This window comes from Accumulibacter sp. (genome assembly GCF_016789985.1).
GTDB lineage: Bacteria > Pseudomonadota > Gammaproteobacteria > Burkholderiales > Rhodocyclaceae > Accumulibacter.
The window spans coordinates 1-4,472 of sequence record NZ_JAEUOL010000116.1 but is presented as its reverse complement, the minus strand read 5'-3'; the positions used below and the strand labels follow the sequence as shown (position 1 = coordinate 4,472).

General features: G+C 61.3%; 5 protein-coding genes. All 5 read left to right on the top strand.

What is annotated here, in order from left to right:
* Positions 1 to 296 precede the first annotated feature (296 nt).
* A complete protein-coding gene (locus JNK99_RS06860; protein ID WP_291850564.1) occupies positions 297 to 1,112 on the top strand; it encodes a class I SAM-dependent methyltransferase in 816 nt (271 codons plus the stop codon).
* A 325-nt stretch (positions 1,113 to 1,437) separates the two neighbouring features.
* Entirely contained in the window at positions 1,438 to 1,578 is a 141-nt protein-coding gene (locus JNK99_RS06855; protein ID WP_291850561.1) for a hypothetical protein, read from the top strand.
* Between the two features lie 331 nt (positions 1,579 to 1,909).
* Positions 1,910 to 2,569 (top strand): choice-of-anchor E domain-containing protein, encoded by a 660-nt coding sequence (locus tag JNK99_RS06850; protein ID WP_291850558.1) that lies wholly within the window; start codon positions 1,910 to 1,912, stop codon positions 2,567 to 2,569.
* A 291-nt stretch (positions 2,570 to 2,860) separates the two neighbouring features.
* Positions 2,861 to 3,130 (top strand): 30S ribosomal protein S15, encoded by a 270-nt coding sequence (gene rpsO, locus JNK99_RS06845; RefSeq protein ID WP_291850555.1) that lies wholly within the window; start codon positions 2,861 to 2,863, stop codon positions 3,128 to 3,130.
* 184 nt (positions 3,131 to 3,314) lie between these two features.
* A partial coding sequence (pnp, locus tag JNK99_RS06840) for a polyribonucleotide nucleotidyltransferase (RefSeq protein ID WP_291850553.1) occupies positions 3,315 to 4,472 on the top strand: 1,158 nt, incomplete at its 3' end.

Below are 4,472 nucleotides of genomic sequence, written 5' to 3'. Positions count from 1 at the left end.
CTGCGCCTTGTCTCCGCCCTTCTGGCAGAATGCGACGAGGAATGGATGACCGGGAAAATCTACCTCAACCTGAATGACTGATGGCTATATCCCGATGGAATCCCTTGGGGGCTTTTACAGAAAAGAAGTTGCGCTGCCTCGCGGCCGGCCAATATTAATCACCCGGTTCTCGGCTTTGCGCGTCCGCAAACCAACAGATCCGCTATATGCTACAGCTAAAGATCCTGCAGGAGGCCCCCCAGAATGCAATCCCCTATCCCTTGCTGGTTCACAGTACCAGCAGCAAAGGTAGCGTCATGAGCAGTTCGCCCCCGTCGCCTTTCGACCACAGTTCCGATCCGCACTTCCTTTCGTACTACGCTGAGGCTAGTCTTTCCGAGGTGACGCGGGGACGGTTCGAGCGCGTGCGTGACGCTGCACTCGCACTGCTTGCGGAGCATGGTGCCGCTGGGCAGCCTCTGGTTATCCTGGACATAGGCTGCGGAGCGGGAGCCCAGGCGCTCCTTTGGGCGGAGCTTGGCCACCGCGTCTGTGGCCTTGACGTGAACGAGCCACTCATCACTCTGGGCCGCGAACGCGCCCGCGAGAAGGGATTGGTGATCGACTTCCGGATCGGGACAGCGACGCAGCTTCCGTTCGAGAAGGAAAGCGCTGACGTGGTCCTCTTGCCGGAGTTGCTCGAGCACGTTGCCGAATGGGAGGCTTGTTTGTCAGAAGCCGTTCGCGTACTGCGACCTGGCGGTCTTCTCTATCTCAGCACAACCAACAAACTGTGCCCGAAGCAGCAGGAGTTCACCTTACCGGCCTACTCGTGGTACCCACCACCGGTCAAGCGCTGGTGCGTGCGCAAGTCGCTGACAACCCATCCGCAGTGGGCAAACTATGCACGTTACCCGGCAGTCAACTGGTTTTCTTACTATGAGTTGCGCGACTGGCTCAAGAGGCGGGGCATGAATCCGCTTGACCGCTTCGACATACTGTCCAGGAAGCCGTTACCGGCAACTGCCCGCCTTTTGGTCAAGGCCCTACGGGCTATCCCGCCCCTTCGTTTCATGGCACACGTCGCGACGCCTGATTCGACGGTCTGGGCCTTCAAGGACAACCGGTCGTGAGGGCAACAGATCGAACTGCCCCTGCGCGCTAACGGCTAGCGTCCTTGAGCAAGAAACAGGCCCGAATGTTGGATGACGAGACATCCCTTTGGCCCGCACAACCGTCCCACATGTGCTTGCTGTCGCCAGCAGCAGTGCGCTGGAGATCGCCGATCTGCAGACCGCGTTCGCAAGATGCTGGCGGACGGATGCGGCAGGCTGTTCGAGGCCACCCTGGAGGCGAGCCCTGTCTTCCGACTTTGTCTTCCAGCCCGGCGGGAGCGCCTACTGCTGGTACGGTGGCTCACCCTCCCGCGGCATGGCGTTGGGCAGTTCGCACTACCTGATGTCGGAAATACCCTCCCGCTTGCAGAGCGACGGCCTGCGCGCCATCAACCTTGACCAGGCCCGTTTCAAGGAAGACTTCGGCGCACGCCTCGCGCATGTCGAGCGCCTCCTGGTGAAACAGGATCGGGGACCAAAATGACGCGCAACATGATCAGGACGTGCTTTCCCCCTACCGCTGACGCACCGCGCTGAGCCGAGAGGCCGGCGCGCACGCCGGCGGCGTTGCATGTCCTCGGACATGATGGTCGCCACGCCTGAGTTTGCGGGCAAGCAGCGCGAACCGCCTGAAAAGTGTCGACTTTTTTTACACCACAGGCGCTCCGTTCCAGGCCACACCAGGCAAGCAGTTGAAAATAATCCACAAAATCACTCTGGCATGGTTCATGCTTGGTAGATGCACAGTGGCTCGCTTCTTGGCAAGTCACGCGTTAAAACTACACACCTTCCATTGAAGCGAAAAGGAAACCATAATGAAAAAATACCTTCTGGCTGCTGCTGTCGTATCTGCTCTGGGCATCGGTTCCGCCAGTGCCGCGTCGGTCAGCTATGACTTCACTTTTCCGCTCAGCGTCACCGAGATCGACAACACCGGAACGCTCGGCTTGTTCGACTCGACCCTGGGGACGCTGACCCAAGCCACCCTCGAGGTGACCGGCGCCGCCCGCTTCCTCTACACGGGGACGAACCAGGCGGTGCAAAATCAAAGCGCCATACTGACCTCCTCCACGACCATCTTCTGGGACAGCTCGATCAACGCCCTGGACGCGCTCCTGGCCGCCATCGGTCTGTCCGATACCTCGGGCGTGCAGACCTACGCCCCCGGCGAGACCAAGAGCTTCGGGCCGGTTTCGGGCAGCATTACGGATACCGACCTGATCCTCAACGCAGCGACACTCAACCTGCTGCAGGCGGCCGGTGGCGGCACCTTCACCCTGAATTGCCAGTCCTTGTCGGGCTTCCAGGTTCAGGGCGGTGGCGGCAACATCGACACCACGCAGGACACGCAGGCAGGCTGTGGTGCGAAAATCACTTACGAGTACAACACCAACCAAACCCCCGAGCCGGCTTCGATGCTGCTGGTCGGTCTGGGCCTTCTCGGTCTGGGCGCCGCTCGTCGCCGCCAGGCCTGATTCGCCGCGCCAAGCGATCGTCACCAGGAAGACCGCCCTTCGGGGCGGTTTTTCTTTAACCGCTCATGATTTGTGCTACCGACCGGCAACCCGTCGTTGCCGCCCCCTGGTCCTGGCCGGAAGCTGAAGCACAAGTTTCGATCGCATGCCATCCGCCGTACTCCTTGCCGCAGTGCCGACCAGCAGTTACAATCCGCGGCTCGCTTCGCCAAGCGAATAAGCACCTTCATCAACCGGGCGTTGGCTCTATCAAACCGGGGCTGCGCCGCTTACCACGAAAGAGAGTTTGACATGGCGATAGATGTTGCGCAAAAAGCGCAGATCATGACCGATTACCAGCGTGCGGCCGGCGACACCGGATCGTCCGAAGTCCAGGTGGCCCTGCTGACCGCACGCATCAATGACCTGACCGGTCACTTCAAGGAACACAAGAAGGACAACCACTCGCGTCGTGGTCTGCTGCGCATGGTCAGTCGTCGTCGCAAGTTGCTGGACTATCTGAAGCGCACCAACGTTGATTCGTACCGTAACCTGATTCAGCGTCTCGGCCTGCGCAAGTAGGCCTGCTCACCGATCCGCTTGGCGGTCGGCAAATGCAGGCGAATCGAAAAGCCGTCAGCGGCCAGCCCATGCGGGCTGCGCCGCCGTTTCTGTTGCCACGGCTTGGTTGGCAAACGGGCGCGTCGGTTGAATTGTCTGCCGGAGTCGTGGGCAGGCACGTGCCAGACTATTGAGAAAGGGAACAATGTTTAATATCGTCAAGAAAACCTTCGCCTACGGTGCCCAGCAGGTAAGCCTGGAAACCGGTGAGATCGCCCGCCAGGCCGGTGGCGCCGTAATGGTCTCGATGGATGACACCGTGGTGCTGGTCAGTGTGGTCGGCAATCGCACGGCCAGACCGGGCCAGGACTTCTTTCCGCTGACCGTCGATTACATCGAAAAAACCTACGCCGCAGGAAGAATTCCCGGTGGTTTCTTCAAGCGCGAGGGTCGCCCATCGGAAAAGGAGACGCTGACCTCTCGACTCATTGACCGTCCCCTGCGCCCCCTTTTCCCCGAGGGCTTCTACCACGAGGTCCAGATCGTGGCGATGGTGATGTCGCTCAATCCGGAGATCGATCCCGACATTCCGGCAATGATCGGCGCCTCGGCAGCGCTGGCGATCTCCGGCATCCCGTTCGACGGCCCGATTGGCGCCGCCCGCGTCGGCTACATCGATGGTCAGTATGTGCTCAACCCGGGCAACAGCCAGCTCGCCGCGAGCCGGCTCAACCTGGTCGTCGCCGGGACGCAGGCAGCCGTCCTGATGGTCGAATCGGAGGCCATGGAGCTGTCCGAGGAGGTCATGCTCGGCGCCGTCGTTTACGGCCATCAGCAGATGCAGGTAGCGATCGATGCGATCAACGAACTGGCGGATGAGGCCGGCAAACCGGAGTGGGACTGGACGCCGGCCGCCAGAAACGAGGCCGTACATAGCAAGCTCAATCGACTTGTCGAAGCGGAACTCGAAGAAGCCTATCGGATTACCAGCAAGCAGTTGCGCACACAGCGGATCAAGGAGATCACCGCCTACGCCGTGGAGACCCTGACCGCCGACGACGACGCACCGGACGCCAATGCGGTGCGCAACATGGTCGACGAAGCGGAAGCGCGGATCGTCCGCGGCCGCATTCTCGCCGGGGAACCGAGGATCGACGGCCGCGATACGCGCACGGTCCGACCGATTGCCATCCGCTCGGGCGTCCTGCCGCGCGCCCACGGCTCCGCCTTGTTCACGCGCGGCGAAACGCAGGCCATCGTCGTCGCCACCCTCGGTACCGGGCGCGACGAGCAGATCATCGACGCGCTCTCCGGCGAATACCGGGAGCGCTTCATGCTGCACTACAACTTCCCGCCCTACGCC